Genomic DNA, 20,505 nt, shown 5'->3' on the forward strand with positions numbered 1-20,505 from the left:
GTGGGCGACGGCTGGGAATGCGGCGGCTAGGTCAGCGCGCCGGTGGCGGCCAGGGCGGTGATCTCCTCGTCGGAGAAGCCGAGGATCTCCGACATCACCTGCTGGGTGTGCTCGCCCACCAGGGGGCCGGCTCGCCAGGGCCGAGCGGGGGTGGCCGAGAACAAGGTGACCGACCCGTCGAAAGTCATCTTGCCGATGGCGCCGTGGTCGAGTTCGATGAAGAACTCCCGGGCCACAAGGTTGGGGTCGGCATAGAAGTCGCTGGCCCGCAGCGCCGCATAGGCGGGCACGCCTCGGGCCCGCAGCTTCTGGGCGGCCTCGAAGCCGTCCTGTTCGGCGAACCAGCCCGTCAGCAGCTCCTCGGCGTTGGCGATCCCCATCTCCGACCACCGGTCGTCCACCATGCCCAGGTCGGTTACCACCGAGCGCAGCGCCTCCCACTGCTCATCGGTCTCCACCGCGACGGCGCAGAAGCGCTCGGTGCCGGCGGTGCGGAACACCCCGTGGGGGGCGGCCCGCTCGCAATCGGTGCCGGGCCGGTTTCGCACCTGGCCGCTGTCGCGGTACTCCAGCACCAAAGGGGCCAGGAAGTGGATGGAGGCCTCGATCTGGGACAGGTCGATGTACTGGCCCTGGCCGGTGCGGTTGCGGTAGTGCAGGGCAGCGCCCAGCGCAGAGAGCGCATAGCGGGGGGAGATGAAATCGGTGTAGGCCCCCCAGGGCGGATGGGGCGGCCGATCGGGCCAGCCGGTGATGGCGGTGAAGCCCCCCAAACAGGCCCCGTGCAGGCCGAAGCCGGTGTGGCGGGCCTCGGGACCGGTCTGGCCTCGCATGCAGCTCGACAGCATCACCGCCGCGGGGTTGAGCTCGCGCACCCGCTCGTAGCCGAAGCCCAGGCGGTCGGCGGTGCCAGGGGTGTAGTTCTCCACCACCACATCGGCCCACTCGATCATCCGGTTTATGACCGCCTTGGCCTCGGGAATGGTGAAGTTGAGCCCCAGGCCGAGCTTCGACTGGTTCATGTTGGCCATGGGGTGCCCGGCGCTCATGGGCGAAGCGTGGGGCAGATGAGGCGGTATCCAGCGCAGGGTGTCGAGGCGGGCCTCGGTCTCCACCCGAATCACAGTGGCCCCCAAGTTGGCCAGGTCTTTGGCGATGAGCGGCCCCGCCGCGATCCACGACAGATCGGCCACCTTCAGCCCCTCGAACAGCGCGCCCCGGGGCTCGGCCCAAACCTTGCTGGGGGCCGACGCACGAACCGGTGCCAAGTCGTCCACCAGCGATTGGTGCTGGCCCAGCGCGGGGGCGGGGTGGCGGAAGGCGATGGGGGTGGCCGACAGGCGGGCGAACGGCCCGGCATGAACCGCGCCGTCCACCTCCGCCCAGAAGTCCCGGGCGGCAAGTTGGGGGTCGGCGGCCAGATGGGCGGCGGTGTAGCAGGGGGACACCAGCATCTTGCCGGCCACCGCCTGCTCCTGGATCTCAGCCTGCGTCTTGGTCTTGATGAAGGCCAGCATCTGATCAAGCGCCCGCCCCGCGTCGGCCACGCTCAGCGTCTCGTCGCCCAGCATCTCGAGATACCGCTCCCAGTCCACTTCGGCCAGGTCGTCGTCGAGGGCGCCCTCGGCGATCACCCAGGCCATGAGCGACTTCATCCCCCGGTTGCCCTGGTCGCCCAGTACCAGGGTCATGCCCACATACCCATCGGCGCAGGGCTCGATGAACGGCATCCGCAAACCCGGAGCGATCTCGGGGTGGGTCACCTGGGCCCGGTCGTCGCCGCGGCCGGGGAAGTCCTCGCCCAAAGCGGCATAGCTGGTGATCGACATCAGCGACCACATCACCGCGGCCTGGATGGAGCTGTCGAGGTGCTGGCCCAGGCCGCTGCGGTCGCGCTCGCACAGCGCCATGATGGCGTCGGCCGCGGCCTGCATCGCCCCCAGAAACGACGTCTCGGGATAGCCCACCGGGGTGGGAACCCGGTCGTGGTCGCCCTGCATGGCCAACAGCCCGCCGGCGGCCGACAGGGTGAGGTCGGTCATGGGCACCCCGGCGTCGGGGGTGTCGGCGCCGAACGGGGTCACCGACACGTACACCAACCCGGGGTTGATGGCGGCCAGGTCGTCGGGGCCGAGGCCCAAACCGGCCATGTAGCCAGGGGCGAACGACTCCAACAGCACATCGGCGCCGGCCACCATCGCCCGGAACTGGTCGCGGGCACCGGGGGCGTCCACGTCGCACACCACGCTGTGCTTGCCCAACCCCCACGCCTCCCAGAACAGCGAGCGGCCATCGGCGGCGAACGGCGGGGTGGTGCGGGCGTCGCACCCCACCACCGGCTCCACCTTGATGACCTCGGCGCCGAGGTCGGCCATCGTCTTGCCGGCGACCTCGGCCATCCGGGTGGTCAGATCGAGGACCCGAACGCCGTCGAGTGCTCCGCTCATGGCTGCGGTCTCGGTGCTCGGCCGGCGATCAGCCCGACAACAGGTCGGGGTCGCGGCGCAGCTCGGTTCTCACCATGGATTCCCAGAAGCCGATGAAATTGTCGCCGGAGCTGCGCTTCATCATCTCCACGTAGCTGTCGGGCAGCACCGGCGTCAGCTTGCCGCCGGCGGCCCGCACGTGCCAGGCCCGCTGGCAGCGCTGCTCGAGGGCCACCGCCCGCTGGTGCACTGCCCGGGCCGAGTTGCCCAGCACGAACACCCCGTGGCCGGCCAACAGGGCCAGCTCGGCGTCGCCCATCTTCACACAGGCGCTTCGGGCCGAGGCGGGGTCGTTGACCGCACCGTCGTACTCGTCCACCAGCACCAGCTCGCCGCCGCCCAGCGACGACGACTGGTCCATGGCGGGGGGCACCTCGGCCATGTCGGCCCACACCGTTCCGTACAGCGGGTGGTTGTGCATGGCCCAGGCCACGCCGGGGCGGAGCTTGTGCAGCTCCAGGTGAAGCGGGATGCCGGGGGGCACCGGCCAGTCGCCCTCCACCACGTTGCCGTCGAGGTCGATGCGGATCACCTGGCTTGGGCGCAGCTCGTCCCAGGTGATGAGCCACGGGTTGCACATCAGGGTCCCGTCGCCCATGTTCACGGTGATGTGGCCGGCCAGATGGTCGTTGTAGCCCTCGGACCACAGGCATCGGGCCAGCAGCACCAGCTCCTCGGCGGTGGTCATGTCGGGGATCAGTTTCTCAGCGGTGGGGGTGAACGCCATGGCCTCACAGTAGTGGTTGCCGATGACAAATGGCCCTTCCGCCCCGCGGGCAAAGCCGCCCGAGGGAGTCGCCGGTGCAAGATCAAGACCGCCGGAAGCCGTCGCCCGGCGAAGAGCAAAGCCGCCGGATTTTAGCGGAAAGCAGGCTGGCGGTGTCGGAGAGAAGTTGAGCACCGCGCTTGACAGTTGTGGCTACTCTGTCGCCATGGCCGACCCGATGGCCGCAGCAGTAGGGGTTCAACCCGAGCCCGCCTCAACGGTGGACTATCGCCTCGTGCGGGCCCATGTGCTGCACCGCCTCAAGAGCGGGACCCGGATGGCCGACCAGGTGTGCGACGCCCATCCGGAGCTGGTGCGGGCTGGCCGGGAGGTTGGCACCCCGGCCAACGAGCCGTGCCCGGTGTGCCAGGGCGACGAGCTGAAGCTGGTGTCGTACGTGTTCGGGCCCCGGCTGCCGGCCTTCGGGCGCTGCATCAGCTACGCGGCGGAGATCGCCAAGCTGGCCCGGCGCAAGGGCCGCTTCACCTGCTACGAGGTGGAGGTGTGCCCCGACTGCCACTGGAACCACCTCCTGCGCAGCTACGTGCTGCAATCCCGCTGACCGCCGGCTAGTCGCCAACCAGTCCGCCAGCTGATCCCCTGAGCCCACCCGCCTCCCGGCGGGCACCGCGGCTAGCGGGGCTGGGGCCAGAAGGGCCGGGCCTCCTCAAGCTGGGCGGCGAGCCTCAACAACAGCGCCTCGGCCCCGTAGGGGGCGATGAAGTGGCTGCCCACGGTAAGGCCCTGGTCGTCCCAGTGCAGGGGCACCGACATGGCCGGCTGGCCGGTGGCGTTGGCCATGGCGCAAAACGGGCTGTAGGCCCCCTGGCGGGCGCCCCACTCGGCCACGTCGTCGGTGGTGGCCACCAGCTCGCCCAGCGGCGGCGGCACCCGGGCCAGCGTGGGAGTGAGCACCATGTCGATGCCCGACTCGTGGTAGTCGCCCATGAGCCGGCCCATCAGGTGGCTGTCCAGAATGGCCTGGGCATACTCGGGCCCGGTGAGCGTGGCCCCGCGGGCGGCCAGGGAGGCGGCCACCGGCTCCAGGTCGTCAGGTCCGGGGGCCCGCCCGCAGGCGGCCTCGCGCCGGGCCATCATGGCCGCGATGTTCGATGAGGTGATCACGCCCTGGGGCCCGCCCATCCCCCGGCGCACCGGCAATTGGGTCTCCTCCTCCAGGCGGTGGCCCAGCTCCTCGCACAGCGCCACCGCGGCGTCCAGCGCTCCCCGGGCAGTGGCATCGATCTCGATGCCGTCGGCCGACCCGTCCCACACCGCGATCCGCAGCGAGGGCGGCGGCGCCCCGAGGGCCGCTTCAAAAGTCCCATCGGGCGACGGGGCCACATAGGGATCGCCGGGAGCCAGACCGGAGGTCAGGTCCAACAGCACGGCGCTGTCGCGCACCGTGCGAGAAACCACATGGGTGGTGGAATAGCCGCTCCAGTTCTCCCCGGCGTCGGGGCCAAAGCTCACCCGGCCCCGGCTGGGCTTGAGCCCGAACAGCCCACACGCCGACGACGGAATGCGGATGGAGCCGCCCCCGTCGGAGGCATGGGCCACCGTCAGCATTCCCGAGGCCACCGCCGAGGCCGCCCCGCCGCTGGAGCCGCCCGCGCTGCGGCCAGGGTCCAGCGGGTTGGCGCACGGGCCGAACAGAACCGGCTCGGTGGTAGTCGAGAGGCCGAGTTCGGGCGAGTTGGTGCGCCCCACCAGCACCATCCCCGCCGCCCGGTAGCGGCTCACCACCTCGGCGTCATGGTCGTCCACCGGGGCATCCGCGAAGTACCGCGACCCGTGGGTGGACACCGTGCCCCGCATGGCGAAGTGCAGGTCTTTGATGGCGAACGGCACCCCCCGCAGCCGCCCGTCGACGGCCGGCTCGGGCTCCACCACCGTGGTGATGGCGTTCATCTCGGGGTTGCGCTCGTCGATGCGGGCCATGGTGGCCTCCAGCACCTCGGCCTCCGACACCTCCCCGGCCCGTATGGCATCGGCCAGTCCCACTGCGTCGGTTCGGTCCAACAAATCGTCCATGTTTGGCACGCTAGCGGCCGAACACCGGGCATTTGCAGGCGAGGGGTTGGCACCGGTGCCAGGACGGTGGACTACAGTAGGCGGCAACCGCCGGCAGCCGAAGTGCGCTGGACGGGAAAGGAGAACAACATGGGCTCGAAGCTCACTGCTCCCGCTATCAGCCATCGCAAGCGCAGCGCTGGCGACGACCCCCTGGTCATGCTCACCGCCTACGACGCCCCCAGCGCGCGCATGGCCGATGAGGCCGGGGCCGATCTCATCTTGGTGGGCGACTCGGTGGCCATGGTGGTGCTGGGTCACGACGACACCATGAGCGTGACCGTCGACGAGATGGCCCACCACACCGCGGCGGTGGCTCGCACCCGCCCCAAGGCGATGGTGGTGGCCGACATGCCGTGGATGAGCTACCACGTGACCACCGCCGACACCGTCACCAACGCGGCGCAACTAGTGCGGGCCGGGGCCCAGGCCGTAAAGCTGGAGGGCGGCTCGGAGCGGGTGCCCATGATCGAGGCCATCATTTCCGCCCAGGTGCCGGTGATGGGCCATCTGGGGCTCACCCCCCAGTCGATGCTGGCCCAGGGCGGCTATCGGGTGCAGGGGCGCAGCAGCGAGGCGGCACTGTGCCTGGTGGCCGACGCCAAGGCACTGGCCCACGCCGGATGCTTCGCCATCGTGTTGGAGGGGATGCCCGCCGCGGTGGGCCAGATGATCACCGACGCGGTGGACGTGCCCACCATCGGCATCGGCGCGGGCGGCGGCTGCGACGGCCAGGTTCTGGTATTCCACGACGTCTTGGGCCTGGAAACCAGGATGGTACCCCGGTTCGTGCGCCGCTACGCCGCCATGCACGCCGACGGGGTGGACGCTCTGACCAAGTTTGCGGCCGATGTCCGCTCCGGCGCATTTCCCGAAATCGACGAGTGCTATGAGATGAATCCCGACGAGGAGATGGCGTTGGGCCTTTACGGCCACGTCGGATAGAGTTCTGGCTGAAATAAAGGCCCTGCCCCGGTTTTCGGGGCCCCGGTAGCCACCGGGTCCACAGGGAGGTGAGCTCGCCATGCGGGCATACGAGTTGATGATCATTTTGGACGCGGGCGTCGAGGAATCGAACGTGGATGCCTGCGTCGCCCAGGTGGCCGAGAACATCACCGCCAACGGCGGCGAGATGAAGGCCGAAGACCGGTGGGGCAAGCGCCGCTTCGCCTACGAGATCAACCATCAATCCGAGGGCTATTACCTGGTTCTCGAATTCGTGACCGAGACGCGCGAGATGGGCTCATTGGAACGTCTCCTTCAACTTGCGGACGAGGTGGTCCGCCACAAGCTGATCCGTCTGCCCGACAACGAGGCCGCCCGACGCGGCCTTCTGGGCGACGGCACCCCCCTGGCTGCGGCCGGGTAACCAAGGAGACACAGAGATGGCATTCGACAACACGGTGACCGTTACCGGGAACATGACCCGGGACCCGGAGCTTCGATTCACCGCCGGCGGCAGCGCGGTGGCCACCTTCGGGCTGGCCTGGAACCGGCGCTGGCAGAACCGCCAGACCAACGAGACCGAGGAACAGGTGTCGTTCTTCGACGTGACCTGCTGGAACACCCTGGCCGAGAACGTGAGCGAGAGCCTGGTCAAGGGCACCCGTGTGGTGGTGAGCGGGCGTATGGAGCAGCGGTCGTGGGAGACCCAGGACGGCGAGCGCCGCTCCAAGGTTGAGATCATCGCCGACGAGGTGTCGCCCAGCCTGCGGTGGGCCACCGTCGAGGTGATCCGCAACGAGCGTCGCGACGGCGGAGGCGGCGGGGGCCGCAACCAGGGTGGTGGCGGCGGCTATCAGGGTGGCGGCGGTGGCGGCCGCCAGCAGCGCAGCCAGTCGTCTGATTACGTGCCTGACGAGGAGCCGTTCTAATGGCCAAGGGACCCAAGAAGCCCAAGGCAAAGGACATCAGCCGGCGGCGCAAGAAGAAGGTCAGCGTCCTCACCCAAGAGGGCATCGGCTATGTCGACTGGAAGGACATCAACCTGCTGCGGCGGTTCATGTCCGACCGGGCCAAGATCAGGGCCCGCCAGGTGACCGGCAACAACCAGCAGCAGCAAAAGGAGATCGCCCGGGCCATCAAGAACGCCCGCGAGATGGCGCTTCTGCCCTACAACAACCGGATCACCACCCAGCGCAGTTCGTCGAGGATGCGAGACGACAGCCGCTTCGAGGGGCCGGTGCCCCAGCCCTCCACCCCGCCGCCCGGCATGCGGGCGCCCGGGGAGATGGACCCCGATGATCCCGAGGCCGTCGAGATGGCCATGGACGGCGCTCCTGCTGAGATGCCCTTCGAGGAAGCCCCTGGCCCGGTTGATGCCGCTCCGGTGGATGCTGGCCCCGCTGAGGTGCCCGCCGACGAGGCTCCAGTCGAGGAAGCCCCGGCCCCCGAGGCTGCGGCTGAAGAGCCGGTAGCCGAGGAGCCTGCGGCTGAAGAGCCCTCGGCTGAGGAAGCTGCCGCCGAAGAGCCAGCCGCCGAAGAAACGGCGTCTGATGAGGCTGGCGACGAGGAGCCGGCGTCATGAAGGTGGTGCTGCGCGACAACGTGGACGCCCTGGGCAAAAAGGGCGACGTGGTGGATGTGGCCGACGGCTACGCCCGCAATTTTCTGATCCCGGCCGGCAAGGCGTTCAAGTCGTCACCGGGCGCCGAGCGCCAGGCCGAGCGCATGCGCCAGGCCCGCGAGCTGAAAGACGCCAAAGAGCTGGCCGAGGCCCAGGAGATGGCCTCCCGACTGGTGTCCACCCCCATCCACATCGCCGCTCGGGCCGGAGAAGAGGGCAAGCTGTTCGGTTCGGTCACCACCGCCGACATAGTGCGGGCGGTGGCCGAGCAGGCCAACATCATGCTCGAGCGCAGGGCCATCGACTCCGATGGGATCAAGGAACTGGGCAGCCACTCGGTAACGGCCAAGCCCCATCCCGAGGTGGAATTCCCCATCACCGTCGAGGTAGTCGCCGCCGAATAGTCCTGAAAATGCCGTTCTCGGCAAATCCCCAGGTTATACCCCGATTTCAACAGGGCTTCCCCTAGCGTTACACATCGGTCGTTTGCCACAGTAGGCAGCCGTGGAATGCGGTCGCCTAACCAAATTGTCACCGCCGCCGGGACAATAGGTACAGCTTGTGAGCGATCCATTCGACTATTCCGACAACGGCGGATCACCGCCTCCGGGGCGCTTGGGGCGAGTGCCGCCCCACGACCTCGACGCTGAGGAGGCGCTGCTGGGCGCCATGCTGTTGAACCGCGACGCCATCGCCGACGCGGTGAACCTGATCCGCCCCGAGCACTTCTACCGCCCGGCCCACGCCCATGTGTACGAGGCGGTGTGCTCGCTGTACGCCGAGGGGGAGCCGGCCGATGCGGTGACGGTGGCCGCCGAGCTGAACCGGCGGGGCCTGTCCGACAAGGTGGGGGGCAACGCCGCACTGGTGAAGCTCCAAACCGGCACCCCGGCGTCGGCCAATGCGGCCAAGTACGCCAACATCGTCCACGAGGCGGCCACCCTGCGAAAGCTGATCGAGATCGGCGGGGAGATCTCCGAGTTGGGCTACGAGGGCGGCGACGACGTGGTCAAAACGGTGGACTCCGCCGAGGCCATGGTGTACCGGCTGGCGGCGGACCGCATGGGCGACTCCACCGCCCGCATCTCCGAGCTGTTGCCGGCCAACTTGGAGCGCATCGAGAAGCTCTACGACCAGGGCGAGATCGTCACCGGCACCCCCACCGGCTACAACGACCTCGACGAGATCACCAGCGGCCTGCAACCCAACACCCTGGTGGTGGTGGGCGCCCGCCCGTCCGTGGGCAAGACCAGCTTCGCCCTGGGCATGGCGGCCCATGCCGCCATGCGGGCCAGCAAGCCGGTGCTGGTGTTCTCGCTGGAGATGAGCCAACTCGAGATCAGCCAGCGGATTCTGTGCTCAGAGGCCCGGGTGGACGCCTCCCGGGTGCGCACCGGCAAGCTCACCGACCAAGACTGGTCTGATCTGTCAACCGCCATCGGAAGGCTGTCGGAGGCGCCCATCTGGGTGGACGACAACCCGGCGGTGACCATCATGGAGATCAGGGGCAAGTCACGGCGGCTGCGCAGCCAAGTGGGTGAGCTGGGCATGGTGGTGGTGGACTACCTCCAGCTGATGACCGGGCGCCACTCCGCCGAGAACCGCCAAGTGGAAGTGTCGGAGATCAGCCGGGGGCTCAAGATCCTGGCCCGGGAGCTGCAATGCCCGGTGGTGGCGCTCTCGCAGCTTTCCCGCAACCTGGAACAACGCCAGGACAAGCGGCCCATCCTGGCCGACCTGCGGGAGTCGGGCTCTATTGAGCAGGACGCCGATTTGGTGATCTTTCTGTACCGAGACGAGCTCTACAACCCCGAGACCGCCGATCAGGGCACCGCCGAGGTGCTATTGGCCAAGCACCGCAACGGCCCCACCGGCAAGACCCGCCTGGCCTTCCAGCAGCACTACACCCGCTTCGCCAACATGGCCCGCACCGCCTAAGCCACCAAGCCAAAAGAGCTAAGCGGCCTCGGCGGGGAGGGGTTGGATAATAGGTATTCTCATTGCGATGCCTCGAGCACTGCGGCGCAATCACATCGTCATTGGTGTGGTTCTGTCCCTCGCAATTGCGGCAATCGCTGTCATTGCGCTGCCGCCTGCGGCCTCCGCGCAAACAGTGGGAGACGTCGAGGCCCGCGATCAGCTGATAGCCAACCAAGAGGCACTGCTGAACACCTACCGCTGTCGGTTCGACATCGACACCCAGATCGTGTCCGGCGGATGCACAAACGGCATGCCGGCACAGCCCGCTGAGGGGCCGGCACCGTTCACCGGCACTCCAACCACCGCAGACGTTGCCGGCCGCGACTTATTGATTTGGGCCCAGGAAGCCCTGTTGAACGCCTACCGCTGCCGGTTCGACGTCGACACCCAGATCGTGCCCGGCGGATGCATCGACGGTGCTCCCGCACCGGCGCCAGCAGAACAAGAGCTTCCGCCGCTTGGGCCCCCGCCCGCCGAACTGGGCTTCGATCCCTTCTATCAGAAGTACCTTGATGCCAGCGGCATTCCGATCGTCACGGCCGCTTCGGTGCCCGACCGGGCCCTGTACACAACCCGAGATCTCATCTTCGAAGTACTGGCCAACCGGCCCGACCTCATTGAGGCACTGGCCAAATCAGGCATGCACGTCACGATGATGGCCGAAGGCACCGTGATCACCGAGATCCCGGAGTTCAGCAACTTGAATGAGGATTTCCCCGACAGAGATTGGAACGTCACAACCAAGGGAGGGGGTCTCGGGCCCACGACATCTCTCCCCCTGATGACCGCGGCGGTTGAGAACGTCCTCTGCCTGGAACACGATGTGTTCCCCCATGATGACGTCATGATCCATGAAATCGGCCATGCCGTTCTCAACATGGCGATCGAGGCCCAAATGGGAGACACCGAGTTTCGGTCCCGCGTCAGGGCGGCCTATGAGAACGCCCTCGCTGCGGGCCTCTGGAAGCACACCTACGCCGCCACTGACGAAAACGAGTACTGGGCCGAGGGAACGGTGGGATGGTTCGACCTGAACGGTCCTCCCAATCCAACCCACAACAACATCAACACCAGAGCTGAGCTGATCGACTACGACCCGGCGCTGGCCGCCCTCTTGCACGAAGTGTACGGCGACGCGACAGTCACGTCTTCGTGCCACGAGACCGTCGATACCGCGGCCTACAGCGTGGAAGGCGTGGTGCTGGGGCCCGATGATCAGCCGATAGAGGACTTCTTGTTATGGATGTGGCCCGGAGAATCCACCAACAGCGCCTGGGCCATCACCGACGCCGACGGCTCGTTCTTCACCAGGGTGGTAAGCGGCTTTTTCGTGATCCACCTGTACGCAGACCGATACCACGAGTGCTCGTTCATCGGCTGGCACGGGGGCGAGGGCCTAACCAGCCGCATCGACCAAGCCGCATTCATCACAGTCGCCGATGCGGATATCGACGGCATCGAGATCAAGCTGCCAGACGACCTGGCCAACCTTCCCTATATCGAATGGTGCGCAACCTGAGCTAGCCGCTCGGTCTAGGCGGCTGGCGGTACCGTTGGTAGCGGTGTGCCTCGGTCTGGGATAGACGTTGGGGGCACGCTGCAATGGTCAGTGGCCAGGTCGGCTGCGCTGTCGCCGAAGTCGAGGGTGCCGAGGGCGGCGCAGGCGGCGGCAAGGGCGGCGTGGTATTGGGGGTGGTCAGCGGTAAAGGCGGCTTCGAGGGCGTTTTGTCGGGCTACGGCCGCGCGGCGGGTGTGGGCGAGCGAGCAGATGTCGGCCACGCCGTCGCCGTTGCTGTCGAAGGCGTGGAGGCGGGCGCCGCCCAGGCTGAAGTCGATGCAGAAGTAGGGGCCGGTGATCACCGGGCCGGAAAAGAACCGGGCGGCCTTGGTGGGATCGAGCGGGTCGGGCACCGAGGGCAGCCGGCGTTCGTCGGCCCCTTTGGACCCGCAGGCGTCGGCCGCCAGCGATGTTGCGGTATCGCCGGGAAAATCCATAGGGGCGCCAATGCAAGTGCCCAGGGAGGGATCGGACTCGTCGATATCGGGCGTCGCCGGTATATCGGGCGGCCCGTGGAGGGCGTTGCGGTACTCGTCGGGGTTGAGGGCGGCCAGGCGCTCCAATGCGTGCTGGCGGGCGATGGTGGCCCGTCTGGTGGAGTTGAGGGCACAGATGTCGGCCACGTGATCGCCATTTGAGTCCATCGGGTAGGTCTCCGGTCCGCCCAGGCTGCGATTGGCGCAGTAGTCGGGACCTTCTATGAGGCCAGAGAAGTAGCCGTTGACCACGGTGACGATCACGGTATCGGTGTGGGCTTGCTGGCCGGGCACGTTGCCGACGGTGAGGGCGAAGACGAGCTTGACGCTGTTGAACCCGTCTAGCCGAGGAGCGTCAAAATAGGGGTACCGCCCGGATACGGACTTGAGCCGGCCGCCGGCAGTCGGGTGGTAGGTGCCGTCGGCATTGGGGAACCACTCCCCCAGCACAAAGCCCTCGGCGGCTTCGGCCTGGGTGATCTGGGGTCGATCCTCGGTGCGGGGATGGGTTTCGATGCCGGTATAGACCCATTGGTAGGTCGCCGCGCCCAGGGCCTCTTCGCTGACCAACCCGGTGCTGATTCGGCCCTGCAAGCGGACGAAGCTGCCGGGGAAAACTCGCTGATCCGGACCGGGTACGGCCCTGAGGTCGTCATCGCCGTCGCGAATGGTGATCCGCACAATGTCAGTATCCGACACACCCCACCGGTCGGTAACGGTCAATTGGATGTACACAACGTATTGAGAACCCCGGGTGACCTCGGGCAAGGTGAACTGGGCAGAACGGGTATCGGCGCCAGCCAGCGACAAGCGCGGCCCCCTGTAAGCAAGCGTCAACGGTCTGCCCGAGGCGTTGAGCACTTGCTCCCACCGATAGTCCAGCTCAAAGCCATCAGGGTCGAATCCCAGGCCTTGCAGCACGACGACCCCGCTCGGCGGATCGGTGTCCGGGAAGCCACCGTTGTTGCCGTCGGGGGTATCGATATCTTCGGGGGCCGCGGCCTCCGGGGGCAGGTTGTCGGCCACCATCAGCTCCACTGATGTCGATCCTGTGTGGTCGGCAGGATCAGCCACCTCCACGGTGACTGTAAACGACTCGCCCTGCTGCACGCCTTCGGGAGCGGTGAACAATGCGGTGGTGCGCGATCCAGGTCGGTTGTCGTCGTCGGGCTCCACTCCTTGGCCGCTCCAGGTGTGCTCCAACACCCTGGTGCGGGCAGTTCCGTCGGCGGTACCCACCGCGATGAGGGTGATGCCGTCCTCAGCCACCTCGGGGGATATCACATAGCGGTTCTCGCCGGCGGCTTGGATTCCCACCAAACGGTCTTCAGCGGTCGACGGATTGGGGTCAGTGGCGGACAATTCGATTTCCACAGTGGGCGCGGCATGGGCGTCGCGAATCACGATCATGACGATTTGCTGCGCCGACGCTCCGTGCTCGTCAGTCACCGTCAGTCGGTAATACAAGAAGTAGGTATCGGCAGTATCTCCGCGTACAAACGGCAGCCGACCCACCGTCTCCGACGTGATGCTGCCCACGACATCGGGATCCTCATCGGTGCTCAGCGTCCTTTGACCGTCGGTAGAGACGGGCAGCGTGGCGGTGACTGAGGCCACATCGCTGGCGTAGATGCGCTCCCAGCGAAATGCGCTGTCAGGCAACGGGCCGTCGGGATCGTAGCTGGCCGATCCGTCTACCACGAGGAGCGAGCCCTCGCGGATGTCCCACTCGAAATCCCGGTTGCCGCCCTCACCGGGGGCGTGGATAACTCCCTCCACGGTATAGCGCTCTTCATTCTCATCCACCAGGCCATTGCCGTTGTCGTCGTAACCGGTCACCTGCTGGCCTCTCGGAGCCGGCTGCTTGGCCGACACGGTTATCACTGCGGTTGGGTCGTGATTGACGCTGGCTGACACTGTCGTGCTTCGAGAGGCTTCGGGAAATCCATTGTCGGTCACCGTCAACCGAAACTCGATGGAATCGACATTCTCTCTCACCAGCGCCCTGGTAAAGATCACAAAGGTCGCCGTACGTCCGGCCGGAATTCCATTTGCCTCATCAGCAGGAGACGGGGTTATAGGGATTCCGGCAAGGGACCCGGTCACCACCTCCCACTCGTACTTGACGATGTCGCCGTCAATATCGAAACTTCTCGAGCCGTCCAGCTCAACGGTGGTTGTCCCGGCATCCCGATCTGTCGTCACACCACCAACTGTGGCAACCGCAACTGGCCGCACCTGGGTTTGTTCCTGCGCCACCGCCCCAAGCACAGCCCACCCCGACAGCGCCACCGACAGCGCCACCATTGAAAATGCCATTCTGATGGGCATAATAGCCAGTCTTATGCTTGCAATCGCCCAGACGGGTGGACGCAGGGCGCCGGTGGCAGGAGATAGCCAACCTGGAAATGAAGTCAGGCGGTCTCGATGGGAAAATCTTTAGCAGTCGTTACACATTTCGTATAACACCCCCATATTATCGACAGATTGCTCTTACTTGAGCCAGAACCAACGAAAACGTCCTTGAACCAAGCGACCTCGAAAGCGGTGGACATAGCGAGACACGTCGTTGAAGATGCTTCTCTCAGTAACAAAACCACTAACAACTGGGAGGCACCATGGCAGCGAGGCAGAGGCTCACGGCGAAGTTCGTGGCCACAGTGAAAGAGCCGGGAGCCTACGGCGACGGAGGCCACGGCTCCCACGGGCTGATCCTGCGAGTGCGGGAGGCCAAGGACGGGGGCGTGACCAAATCGTGGGTGCAACGGCTCATCATCAACGGCAGGCCCACCCACATGGGGCTGGGCCCCACATGGCTGGTTTCGCCCGCCGAGGCCCGCGAGGCGGCGTTGGACAACCACCGCACGGTCCGCAGGGGAGGCGACCCCCGGCGCGGCGCCGGCATCCCCACCTTTGCCGAGGCCGTGGAGCAGGTAATCGCCATGCACTCCGCCGGCTGGAAGAACGGGGGAGGCACCGCCGAGGCATGGCGCACCCAGCTCGCCCGCCACGCCGCTCCCCTGTCTGACAAGAAGGTGGACAGGATCACCCCCGGCGACGTTCTCGGCGTGTTGGAACCCATCTGGCTCACCTTGCCGGAGATCGCCAGAAAACAGCGCCGGCGCATCAACTCGGTGATGAAGTGGGCCATCGCCCAGGGCTATCGCAAAGACAACCCGGCGGGCGACGCACTGGCCGCTGCCCTGCCGAGACAGAACGGCGGAACGCACCACCCCGCCATTCCCGCCGAAAGGGTGGCCGACGTGATTGCCGCCGTCTATGCGTCGGGCGCCTGGCAGGGAACCAAGCTGGCCTTTGAGTTCCTGGCCCTCACGGCGTGTCGCTCCGGTGAGGTTCGGTTCGCAACGTGGGAAGAGATCGACCGGGAGTCTCGGGTTTGGACCATCCCAGCCCACCGCACCAAAACCTTCACCGAGCACCGCGTGCCGCTGACCGACGCGGCGCTAAAGGTGCTGGACGAGGCTGAGAAGATCATCGACAACAGCGGCCTGATCTTCCCCTCACTCACCGGGCGGCCGCAAAACGACAGCACCCTGTCGAAGCTGTTGAGAGAGATGGGCGCGGGCATGGTTCCCCACGGACTGCGGAGCTCGTTCAGAAGCTGGGCGGCCGAGGCCACCGACTACCCGTGGGAGATCGCCGAGATGGCCCTGGGCCACACCGTGGGCACCAAGGTGGAGCGGGCCTACCTGAGAACTGATCTGTTTGAGAAGCGGGTTAGCCTGATGGAGGAATGGGCCGACTTTCTTGCCCGCATCCCAAGAAGGACACACCAGTAGTAACAATTCGTATCTTGCATTCCGCTGACCAGCCCCTATAGACCCGATCTGGCTCCGGCGGCGGGAGTGCTGCTGGTCGTCGCAGGTCCTTGCTCGCGCTAGGGGCGCTGTTGGCGTTGGTTGCAAGCGTGCTGATCTGGGCCGCGCCCGGCTCCCAGGCGCAAACCCCGCCCAACATCCCCCCTGTCGCGATCGGTGTCCTCGGCGCTGCCACGCCGAACGACAACGGCACGGCCACCGACCCAACGGACGACTATGTGGTCCAGGCGTTGACCGGAGATCGAAGCTTCGATCCCGACGCGGCCAGCGGCGCCGCCAACAACGGGATCGCACAGTTCCGCTGGGAAGTGGTGACCGATACCTATAAGGACTGGCTGGCCATCACCAATCCCAACGCGGCAAATGCATCGTTCATCGTTCCGAACGACGCATCCATCGCCCGCTACGGCCAGACCATTGAATTCCGGTTGACGGTGTGGGACGCCGATCCGCGGACATCTGTTGGCGCCCTGTCTGATTCCGACACGGTGACCTATAACTTCCGGGCCGCCGAGAGCCCCACCGCCGACATCACCATCACCGCCTTGTTGCCCAACCCCACCGCCGTTGAGAATTACGACGACGACGGCGACGGGATGGTCGATGAGGATGACGAGCAGTTCACTGTTGACGCCATCATCTCCCGCCCAGGTGAAGGCGACAACTCTGACTACGAGTGGCACATCAAGGAAGGCGCCCTGCTGACGATTGACGGTTCCGGCAGTTCCGACCCCGACACCCGCCTGACTGATGCCAACTTCACCTGGACCCGTGTCTACGACAGCAGCGAAGACACCGGTGTCTCGACAAATGCTGGCGCTGTGGACGACACCTTGCCTGGTGGCACTGATGCTGAGGGCGCTGGCGCCACCGGCATGAAGATCAGCTCCCACACCCCGGCTGCCGACGGCACCCCCGAAGCCCTCAGCCCAACCAATCTCCGGATTGTGGCGCCGCTGTACAACGATGACGGCTCCGGCCCGCAACCGTTCTTCAGCTACTACCGCTTGACGATTGACGACAACGGTGCCACCGATGGCGGTAACACCGACACCGCCGACGTGCTGATCGTCATCCACGACCAGCCCAACGATCCGGTGGCCGGCACCCGCGCAGCCCCAATCACCGTGACCGCCGACGGTCCCGACGCTGATACGGATGCGGATGACGGTGCTGTTGTTGAAAGCAAGCTGGGACCCAACCGGTACTTGGTTGAGCCCAACCACACTGTGACCATCACGGCGATGCCATTTGACGCCGATATCGGTGCCGCTGGTGGCAGCACCGGCCTCCTTACCTCGTTTGAGGGTGCCAGGCCGACTGCGCAAGGTGCGACCAGTGCCACGCTGATGATTCCGCGAACCGCTCCTCAGGGAACTGAGTACGAGGTCAACATCACCATCACCGATAATCTCGGTACGCCGATGCGCAGCTCTACGACCACGGTGACCATCGTGGCCGTCCGCAACTCGGCCCCCGAGGCGGTTGCGCCGGAGACCATCACCGTTGGCGATGGTCCTAACGGTGGCACCATCGGTGCCTTCAACCTGCCTACTGGTCAGGTCATGCTGCGGGGTATCGGGTTCGACGCCGACGGCGACGACCTCGCCTTCACCTGGACTGAGCTGGCCTACCCGCTTGTCGATCCTGAACCTGCAACAGGCCCTGCACTCAACACTGATGGAACCCCAGCTGCGATCAGGTTGCCGAGGAAGCCCTATCTGAGCATCGACAACGCTGATCAGGAGACGGCCTCCTTCTCGGTGCCCGAGGTGGACAGCGTGAATCTGCCCATCGCCCAGATCAATCATGACGGCGACGACGGAACTACCCCCGCAATCAACGGCTATGCGATCCCCGTATCGTTCACCGTCACCGACAGCTGGGGCGAGTCCACTACTGGCATGGTGATTGTCAACATCTACGACAACGAGCAATACGCCACGGTGGCCAACGCTGGTGCCAACCAGCAGGTTTCCTCCGGTGGGTTTGTCCGCCTGAATGGCTCTGGCAGTAGTCCTTCAAACCCCACTACGCAGCAGCTGGACTATCTGTGGACCTACACCGGTATCACCACCGACCCGGCGACCCAGGACCGTCCGGCCATAACTCCGCAGGAGATGCGGGAGGGTTATCGCGAGGGCGTGTGGTTCCCGTATGACGGGCTGACCGAGCCGACTGATGGCTCCGACCCCGCCACCACCACTGACGACGACGATACCGTTGCTGGAGACCAGGGCCGTGGCAGCTACCACCCGACTGCTGGTGGGGAGCTGAAGCAGCAGACCACCAGGTTCCCGTACTTCGATGCTCCGAGCCTGCACGGCTTCAACAGCATCAAGCTGCACTTCTCGCTGCTGGTCTTCGTCGATGCAAACGACAATGACACGGCCGACGACGGTGAAGAGCAGAACACCGCTCGGGTGACCATCACGGTGAGCGACGGCTACTACTCGGGCATTATCACCGGTCCTGACTTCTGCACCGGGTACAGCCTGGGCGGTCCTCAGACCTTCGCCTTCGACAGCAATGGCGACGGCGTGGCCGACATCTGCTCGCTGAAGACCACCCGCCGCGAGGCGGTGGCCACTCAGAACGCTTTGAACGAGCTGGCCGCTCTGTTCCCGGAGACGTTCAAGGATCACCTGCACGGCATGCCTGTGGAGGATGACGACACCACTGCTGACGTTGACGAGAGCGAGCAGTCGATCGCCAGTCAGTGCGCTTCGGCGCCCAAGAACCTGGGTGACTCCGATGCGGCTTTGAATGCTGATGCTTGCGGTCCGGCTGGAACGTTCGCCCGTCGGGTGTCGAGTCCGCCGGCGCCGGTTGATCCTTCGGTGCGGGATGTGTTCTTCTCGGGCATCGTCTCCGATGAGAACTTCTGCACCAACCTGAGCCTGGGCGGTCAGCCGCTGTACGCCTTCGACAGCGATGGCGACGGCGTTGCCGACATCTGCTCGCTGGGCTACACCCGCCGTGAGGCCGTGGCCCGCCAGAACGCTCTGCAAGCGGGCTTCCTAGAGCACGATCAGTTTGCTGCGGCTCTGGCCAGGGCCTGCGCCGAGTTGGGCACCACCGACTTCGGTGACAGCGCTGGCCACCTGGCCGCTGACCGGTGCAGCAACCCCAGGCCGAGCACGCCTGGCACGGCACTGCCAACCGCTACTAACTAGCAAACCGACCCTGGTTCGCCAGAACCAGTAGCACAAAACGAAGTGGCCCGGCCCCAGCGGCCGGGCCACTCCGCGTTTGTTGGTATCGGTTGATGGGAAGGGTGCAAAGTGTGTCGCGCTCCAACCTTTAGCGGCGACTGGGCTCTTGGAGTGGGGTTAGCCGGCTTCGGCGGGAGAGTCGACGTCGAGCTTGGCCTCGATACGGGTTGGGCGTTAGCCGTGACCTTCGAACTGGGTCTCGACCGCCTTGAGTTCGACGGTGACGTTGGTTTCCAGGTCCTTGATAGCGCCGGTGACGTTGGATTCCAGGTCCTTGATGGCGCCGGTGACCTTGGTGTCCAGGTTGTTGACCGCCTGCTCGAGGCTGGCAAACCTGGTGGACAGGTCACGCAAGTAGTGGAAGAGCATCCCGATTAGCCCTGCGCCTAGCACGCTGATGAGTGTGGTGGAAATGACAGTGTTCACTGACCTCTCCCTCTCTACATGGAGGGTTGCTAGGGGGGAAGCTTTGTACCAGGCTACCCCGGCCAGCTCCTGCCGACCACAACAGCCTAGGGCTAGGCGGCTTCAAGAGCTCCCGATTCGAGTCTGCGATTTCGAGCTCTTGCGTTGCTGGGATGGTGGGACTACGACGGTGGATTCGCCAAGAGTTCTTGGATGGGAAGAAAGTTGTCAGGCCAGCCGTAGGGTTGGCAATCCTCGGGAATGCACACGACGTGTTCGCGCAAGACCCACTCGCTTGGTTCCTGCTGCATGATTTCTCCAACTGAATTCATATCTGACATCACAAAGGACTGAAGATCATCGCCGTCATAGGTCACATCTTCAACGAAGGCGACAAATCCATACGGCCTTACATCATCAGCATTCCATTGTGCGACGGACCCTGGCACAACGGGTCGACCGGGTTCATCTAAGAATTCCAAACCAGCATCAATTGCAGCGTCGTCCCAGTCGGCCGCGTTTCCCCATATCCTTCCAGATGGAAGTGAGAATCTATTGTGGAATTCGACCCCAGTGCCGGCATCGTCTGAATTGAGCCGCCAAGCAACATAAGACGTGGCAAAGCCCGCCAAGAAGCACCACTGATCCGATCCTCGTGCGCCGAGGCAGTCGTCCATTTTGACTTCACGCCGATACTGCTCGAGGAGATCCGATGATTCTGACGGTTCCGGGTTCTCAGATGTGCCGGAATTTGCTTCAGTTGGTTCTGCCTCGGGTAGGGCCGTCCCTGAGGGGTCAAGGGAGGAGCCTGATGGGCTAGTCGGGGATAGCACTTCGGATTCGGGCTCCTCCGCCTCAGAGACTTCAGGGGTAGAAGCCGCCGGGGTTTCAGATGGCGGGTTTTCGGAGCTACTGCCTTGATTGATGGTTTGGGAGCACCCGACAATGACGGTGAGCGTACCGATGTTGACGAGGGCTACGGTTACCCCCCCTATTGCAAGACTCAAAAGAACGGTCTTAACGGGGTGAGCTAGCACCCAGCGCCCCCACTCCTTCATCCAGCGCAAAAACCTGCTAACGACAGTTTCAGGGGCTTCCTGTTCTGGGGCTTCTTGCTCCTGTTCGTTCATTGAACTCTGGC

Annotated in this window: 15 protein-coding genes and 1 pseudogene; 10 read left to right on the plus strand and 6 right to left on the minus strand. The window is 65.4% G+C overall.

Annotated elements, in window-relative coordinates:
• Positions 1–26: 26 nt before the first annotated feature.
• Positions 27–2,447 (minus strand): CaiB/BaiF CoA transferase family protein, encoded by a 2,421-nt coding sequence (locus ACOGXH_RS16415; RefSeq protein ID WP_419930162.1) that lies wholly within the window; start codon positions 2,445–2,447, stop codon positions 27–29.
• 28 nt (positions 2,448–2,475) lie between these two features.
• Positions 2,476–3,213 (minus strand): class II aldolase/adducin family protein, encoded by a 738-nt coding sequence (locus tag ACOGXH_RS16420; RefSeq protein ID WP_419930163.1) that lies wholly within the window; start codon positions 3,211–3,213, stop codon positions 2,476–2,478.
• Positions 3,214–3,418: 205 nt separating this feature from the next.
• Here ACOGXH_RS16420 and ACOGXH_RS16425 point away from each other — a divergent pair, with 205 nt between their 5' ends.
• Positions 3,419–3,814 carry a DUF5318 family protein gene (locus tag ACOGXH_RS16425; RefSeq protein ID WP_419930164.1) on the plus strand — a complete coding sequence of 132 codons (396 nt, stop codon included), beginning with the start codon at positions 3,419–3,421 and terminating at the stop codon, positions 3,812–3,814.
• Positions 3,815–3,885: 71 nt separating this feature from the next.
• On the opposite strand, the gene ACOGXH_RS16430 is transcribed toward ACOGXH_RS16425, so the two are convergent.
• On the minus strand, positions 3,886–5,286 hold the full coding sequence (locus tag ACOGXH_RS16430; protein ID WP_419930165.1) for an amidase: 1,401 nt from the start codon (positions 5,284–5,286) through the stop codon (positions 3,886–3,888).
• 129 nt (positions 5,287–5,415) lie between these two features.
• Between ACOGXH_RS16430 and panB the strand changes: the two genes are divergently transcribed.
• From panB to ACOGXH_RS16465, 7 genes and pseudogenes are all read left to right on the plus strand, one after another.
• A complete protein-coding gene (gene panB, locus ACOGXH_RS16435; RefSeq protein ID WP_419930166.1) occupies positions 5,416–6,270 on the plus strand; it encodes a 3-methyl-2-oxobutanoate hydroxymethyltransferase in 855 nt (284 codons plus the stop codon).
• A 79-nt stretch (positions 6,271–6,349) separates the two neighbouring features.
• On the plus strand, positions 6,350–6,694 hold the full coding sequence (rpsF, locus tag ACOGXH_RS16440; RefSeq protein ID WP_419930167.1) for a 30S ribosomal protein S6: 345 nt from the start codon (positions 6,350–6,352) through the stop codon (positions 6,692–6,694).
• 16 nt (positions 6,695–6,710) lie between these two features.
• Entirely contained in the window at positions 6,711–7,199 is a 489-nt protein-coding gene (gene ssb, locus ACOGXH_RS16445) for a single-stranded DNA-binding protein (RefSeq protein ID WP_419930168.1), read from the plus strand.
• Positions 7,199–7,441, plus strand: a pseudogene (gene rpsR / locus ACOGXH_RS16450) (30S ribosomal protein S18); the annotation flags it as partial. The gene ssb and the pseudogene rpsR, both read left to right, overlap by 1 nt.
• Positions 7,442–7,848: 407 nt before the next feature.
• The gene (gene rplI, locus ACOGXH_RS16455; protein WP_419930169.1) at positions 7,849–8,295 is read left to right on the plus strand and encodes a 50S ribosomal protein L9; all 447 of its coding nucleotides are present in this window, start codon (positions 7,849–7,851) and stop codon (positions 8,293–8,295) included.
• Between the two features lie 157 nt (positions 8,296–8,452).
• Positions 8,453–9,829 carry a replicative DNA helicase gene (gene dnaB / locus ACOGXH_RS16460; protein ID WP_419930170.1) on the plus strand — a complete coding sequence of 459 codons (1,377 nt, stop codon included), beginning with the start codon at positions 8,453–8,455 and terminating at the stop codon, positions 9,827–9,829.
• 67 nt (positions 9,830–9,896) lie between these two features.
• A complete protein-coding gene (locus ACOGXH_RS16465) occupies positions 9,897–11,390 on the plus strand; it encodes a hypothetical protein (RefSeq protein WP_419930171.1) in 1,494 nt (497 codons plus the stop codon).
• A gap of 14 nt (positions 11,391–11,404) precedes the next feature.
• On the opposite strand, the gene ACOGXH_RS16470 is transcribed toward ACOGXH_RS16465, so the two are convergent.
• Positions 11,405–14,224: a hypothetical protein gene (locus ACOGXH_RS16470; protein ID WP_419930172.1), complete on the minus strand. Its 2,820-nt coding sequence runs from the start codon at positions 14,222–14,224 to the stop codon at positions 11,405–11,407.
• Positions 14,225–14,523: 299 nt separating this feature from the next.
• On the opposite strand from ACOGXH_RS16470, the gene ACOGXH_RS16475 reads away from it, so the two are divergent.
• The gene (locus ACOGXH_RS16475; RefSeq protein ID WP_419930173.1) at positions 14,524–15,705 is read left to right on the plus strand and encodes a tyrosine-type recombinase/integrase; all 1,182 of its coding nucleotides are present in this window, start codon (positions 14,524–14,526) and stop codon (positions 15,703–15,705) included.
• 110 nt (positions 15,706–15,815) lie between these two features.
• Positions 15,816–18,920, plus strand: a complete 3,105-nt coding sequence (locus ACOGXH_RS16480; RefSeq protein ID WP_419930174.1) for a hypothetical protein — start codon at positions 15,816–15,818, stop codon at positions 18,918–18,920.
• A 213-nt stretch (positions 18,921–19,133) separates the two neighbouring features.
• Here ACOGXH_RS16480 and ACOGXH_RS16485 read toward each other — a convergent pair whose 3' ends face one another.
• Together ACOGXH_RS16485 and ACOGXH_RS16490 are read right to left on the minus strand one after the other, a co-directional pair.
• On the minus strand, positions 19,134–19,385 hold the full coding sequence (locus ACOGXH_RS16485; protein ID WP_419930175.1) for a hypothetical protein: 252 nt from the start codon (positions 19,383–19,385) through the stop codon (positions 19,134–19,136).
• 161 nt (positions 19,386–19,546) lie between these two features.
• Positions 19,547–20,494 (minus strand): CHAP domain-containing protein, encoded by a 948-nt coding sequence (locus tag ACOGXH_RS16490; RefSeq protein ID WP_419930176.1) that lies wholly within the window; start codon positions 20,492–20,494, stop codon positions 19,547–19,549.
• Positions 20,495–20,505: the final 11 nt, after the last annotated feature.

This window comes from Candidatus Poriferisocius sp. (genome assembly GCF_965208355.1).
Classification (GTDB): domain Bacteria; phylum Actinomycetota; class Acidimicrobiia; order Acidimicrobiales; family Bin134; genus Poriferisocius.